The sequence below is a fragment of the Dialister sp. CAG:357 genome, assembly GCF_000435155.1.
Classification (GTDB): domain Bacteria; phylum Bacillota; class Negativicutes; order Veillonellales; family Dialisteraceae; genus Dialister; species Dialister hominis.
Genome location: NZ_FR896471.1, coordinates 5,392 through 9,274, shown reverse-complemented (window position 1 = coordinate 9,274; position 3,883 = coordinate 5,392). Strand labels below are relative to the sequence as shown.

At 51.1% G+C, this 3,883-nt stretch carries 6 protein-coding genes; 2 read left to right on the top strand and 4 right to left on the bottom strand.

Annotated features, from left to right (window positions below; all coding sequences use genetic code 11):
* Window positions 1-369 (top strand): nitroreductase family protein (locus M3200_RS08835; protein WP_288178258.1); only part of this gene is annotated, 369 nt, incomplete at its 5' end.
* A 392-nt stretch (window positions 370-761) separates the two neighbouring features.
* On the opposite strand, the gene M3200_RS08830 is transcribed toward M3200_RS08835, so the two are convergent.
* Together M3200_RS08830 and M3200_RS08825 are read right to left on the bottom strand one after the other, a co-directional pair.
* Window positions 762-1,250 carry a GNAT family N-acetyltransferase gene (locus M3200_RS08830; protein ID WP_022383160.1) on the bottom strand — a complete coding sequence of 163 codons (489 nt, stop codon included), beginning with the start codon at window positions 1,248-1,250 and terminating at the stop codon, window positions 762-764.
* Between the two features lie 128 nt (window positions 1,251-1,378).
* Window positions 1,379-2,086, bottom strand: a complete 708-nt coding sequence (locus M3200_RS08825) for an SIMPL domain-containing protein (protein ID WP_022383159.1) — start codon at window positions 2,084-2,086, stop codon at window positions 1,379-1,381.
* A gap of 138 nt (window positions 2,087-2,224) precedes the next feature.
* Between M3200_RS08825 and M3200_RS08820 the strand changes: the two genes are divergently transcribed.
* A complete protein-coding gene (locus M3200_RS08820; protein WP_022383158.1) occupies window positions 2,225-2,848 on the top strand; it encodes a LysE family translocator in 624 nt (207 codons plus the stop codon).
* A gap of 58 nt (window positions 2,849-2,906) precedes the next feature.
* Here M3200_RS08820 and M3200_RS08815 read toward each other — a convergent pair whose 3' ends face one another.
* A complete protein-coding gene (locus M3200_RS08815) occupies window positions 2,907-3,572 on the bottom strand; it encodes a DUF3298 domain-containing protein (RefSeq protein WP_022383157.1) in 666 nt (221 codons plus the stop codon).
* A gap of 28 nt (window positions 3,573-3,600) precedes the next feature.
* Window positions 3,601-3,883 (bottom strand): hypothetical protein (locus M3200_RS08810; protein WP_288178257.1); only part of this gene is annotated, 283 nt, incomplete at its 5' end.

Sequence of the window (3,883 nt, the reverse complement as noted above, 5' to 3'; positions counted from 1 at the left end):
CTGAAGGAGCTCGGCACGCCGAAGGTCGGCGAACAGCCGACGGCTTTCGTCCTCATCTGCAAGGAAGGCCGCGGCAATCCGTGGGCTGATGTGGATGTGGGCATCGCAGCAAGGACGATTACGCTGAATGCGTACAGCTACGGCATCGGCTCGGCTATGCTGGGTGCTGTCGAATTCCCGAAGATGACGGAGCTCTTGGGCGTTCCGGAAGACTGGAATCCGCGTCTCCTGATTGCTCTGGGATACCCGGGCTGCAAGAGCACGATCGTCGACGTTCCTGAGAATGGTTCGATCAAGTATTATCTGGATGAAAACAAGGACTACTGCGTCCCGAAACGTCCGCTTGATGAAATCTGCATCAAGAAATAAGGAAATAGAAAAGGACTGCGGAAATACAGTTTCGTGTATTTCTGCAGTCCCTTTTGGGTGGGGGGGAAAACCGTTCTTCTGATAAAACCATACAACCGAGCTATGCTCGTGGAACCTTTTCATATTTTAAAAACCAATGAATACTGCACTCCTTTCTCCGGCAACTTTAGAAAATGCATTCTTTAAAAACCTTCACAACCAGCCTGCGGCTGAGGAACTACATCTCATCCACCACAAAAGTGGTCCCCCTTCTCCTGACGGAGCAAGGTCAAAGGCATTCTTCCCCGCTGGGGCAGGTCAAAACCTTCCGCTTCGGCGTGTAAGGATATTATCAGTTTTCATGTTTTATGATTTGAGTGATGGGAACCATACGACTCTTTCTCCTCTTTCTTTTATTTTTTTGTTTCTATGGACATGTCGTACCAGGTTTTGTTGCCGTATTTGAGGGCGTTAATGCCGTCTAATGTGTAGCCTAGTTTCTTATAGAGCGGGATGAGGTGGTCTTCGCAGATGAGGGTGAGGCGGGTGCAGCCGAGGGTTGCCGAGAGGTGTTCGGCTTGTCTCAGGAGCTCTGTGCCTATGCCTTTTCCCTGGTACTTGGGATCGATGGCGAGGTAGAGTCCCATGAAGGTGGTGGGGTTTTCTTCGGGGCGGGCTTTCTTTTCGTACATCCAGCCCTGTATGGATGTTTCTCTGGCGCCAAGGCCGCAGATGAATCCCAGGATTTCTTTTCCTTCTCTGGCAAGGAGGAAGCCTTGCGGGAAGTGTTCTACGTGGGTGGTGAGGATGGGCTTGGCGTAGTAGACTATGCTTTTGAATGCCGCGGTTGCGATTTCTTCGATGCGGTCGATGTCTTCTATGGATGCGTTTGTGATTTCCATTTCTTTCTTCCTTTTTGTTTTTTTATTATTCTAGACACTTTTCCTCAAAATTTGCAAGGAAAAAGGACCGTGACGAAATGATTATCCATTTTGTCACAGCCCTTTTTTCTTTTTATATAAAATTATCCTCAGGTAATTTCAAAGACGATGGTGACGTGGCTTTCCATTTTGGAATCACTGGGGTCTACGGGTGTCGTCGTTTCCACGTTGTCGCGGGCGGCGGCTTTGAAGGACATCAGGCGGTACGGGACGACGTTCACGCTGTCTTCGTTGACGGAGATGACGTTCACGACGGTGCGTCCGAGGGCTGATGCCAGGATGTTGGCTTTGTTCTTGGCATCAAGGGCAGCGGCTCTTAAGGCTGCGTCTTTGAATTTCTGTGTATCGTTCACGCCGAAATCGACGGAGTCGAGGCGGGTGGCGCCTGCATTGATAGCTGCGTCCATGACTTCACCTGTCCTTGCAATGTTGGTGACGGTGACGTTCATGGTGTTGTTGCAGATGTATTTCAAGTCGGTTTTTCTTCCCTTGTTGTCGTAGTTCTGCTGCGGATAGACGCTGTAGTTCTGTGTTTCGATCTTGGAAGCGTCGGCGCCTGCTGCAATGACGGCGTTTCTGACGGCGGTCATCGTGTTCGCATTTTCACGGACGGCAGCTTTGCTGTTGGCGGATTCTGTCTGTACGGAAATATGAAGGGTGGCAATGTCGCTCTTGGCGGTCACTTGTCCCGATCCGGAAACGGTGATGCTTCTTCTGGCAGGTTCTTCTGCCTGCGCTGTCATGGTAGAGAATACGAGAAAACTTGCGGCCGCAAGGGCCAGCCATTTCTTTTTCATGGGAACCTTCCTTTCGTTTGTAAAATAATTGACTATAAGTTATATTATACACTCTTAGGGGCTCAGGGTCAAATTTCCCGTCAGAGCACCGCTGAAAATGATATAATAATTGAAATTTCCTTTTAAGGAGGCGAAGAGATGGATTTAGCGAATTACTTGTCTTTCCTTGGCGCGGCGATCCTGCTGACGCTGGCTCCGGGGCCGGATAATATGTACATCCTGACGAAGAGTCTTTCGGCAGGACCCAGGCAGGGTGTGACGCTGGCGATGGGGCTCGCAACGGGTCCTCTCTGGCATACGCTTCTTGTCATGGCAGGTGTGGCGGCTTTCATCCAGAGCTCGCCGGCAGCTTTCATGGTCTTGAAATACTGCGGCGCGGCTTACCTCCTTTATCTCTCCTACGGCGCTTTCCGCTCGAAGGGCGCTTCGATCAAGGCGGGCGACGTGGTGGATAAGTCGGAAAGTTTTGCACTCTACAAGAGGGGCTTCCTCATGAATGCGTCGAATCCGAAGGTGCTTCTTTTCTTCCTCGCGATTCTTCCGCAGTTCGTCCAGCCAAATGGTTTCCTCTCTCCCAGTCTTCAGATCGGTCTTCTGGGCCTGACGTTCTCCATCCAGGCAGCCATCCTTTTCTCAATCGCCGCCATCTGCGCCGGCCAGCTGAAGGATACCCTCATCCGTCATGAGAGTTTCCCGCTTATCATGAGCCGCGTGGAGGGCACGCTTCTCCTCCTGATCGCCATCGGGCTGATGTTCCTGTAATAAAAATGAAATAAAAAGGAAGTGCGTTCTTTGATAGATGTACTTCCTTTTTTGATGCTTATTTCTCCGGGACTTCGCCCATGTCTATGACGATGAAGCCTGCGGCATAGGGAGCGATGGCGTATTGCTGGAAGACGAAGTAGAGGTGATTGTTTTTGTCAATGTAGAAGGTTTCCGGGAATTTGTTGATCTTGTAGTCCTTGAAGAGGAAGAGGTGGTTGGCTTCTGCCTGAAGGGCGGTCTGGCGGCGGAGTTCTTCCAGAGTGAGGTTCGGCATTTTCTTCTTGAGGTCTTCGAAGGTGACTTTATGTCCCATCTGGTCGAAGGTCAGTCCTTTGGCATAGGTCAGAGGATGCGCCGCATGGTAATAGTAAACGGATTCGAAGAGGAGAAGGCTGGTGTACGGGTCATTTTCTCCAGTCATGCCTTCTTTGTAATTGATCCATCCCTTTGTGCCGCCTCCGGTGCGCTGATTGGCTTTTGCCACATAGTTTCCAAAGCGGTCGATTTCCGTATCGATGGCGCTGTTGATTCTTGCGCGGCGAAGGAGATTTGCGTCTTTCGAGACGGCTTTGCGTACTTCCATGGTGCCGTCTTTGTAGGATTCAGAAACAATGGCAGGGCCTTGCGCCTGTTTCAGTGTCTCGGCGGTGTACGCTTCAGCGGTGCCAATGGCTGGAAACAGGAGCAGGGCAGCCATAAGGCCGATTTCCAATTTTTTCATCGTGATTCCTCCTTGATGGAATGCCGGGTCAGACTGTCCCTATCGGGACGCAGAAGACGCCGTACTTATAAAGCGTCCTTTCGCCCGGCTGGTAAATGGCATAGACGACGCCTTTCTTCGACACGTAGTAGTTCGTGGGAAGGGCCGCCTTTCTATGAGGAAGCAGCATGATCCCTGCTTTGGATGCATATGCCTGAATCCTTTTCTCCGCATCGCCTGCTGTCATGCGCGGAAAGAGACGCTTGAAGGGAATGAGATTTCCTCCCGCGTCAAAGTTGAGTCCCTTCACGAAGAGGGAGGAGCCGCTTGTG

Excerpts from the sequence above, each read along its gene's own strand:
- M3200_RS08830 (WP_022383160.1), bottom strand. The coding sequence starts at position 1,250 with ATGGAAATCACAAACGCATCCATAGAAGACATCGACCGCATCGAAGAA.
- M3200_RS08815 (WP_022383157.1), bottom strand. The coding sequence starts at position 3,572 with ATGAAAAAATTGGAAATCGGCCTTATGGCTGCCCTGCTCCTGTTTCCA.
- M3200_RS08825 (WP_022383159.1), bottom strand. The coding sequence starts at position 2,086 with ATGAAAAAGAAATGGCTGGCCCTTGCGGCCGCAAGTTTTCTCGTATTC.
- M3200_RS08820 (WP_022383158.1), top strand. The coding sequence starts at position 2,225 with ATGGATTTAGCGAATTACTTGTCTTTCCTTGGCGCGGCGATCCTGCTG.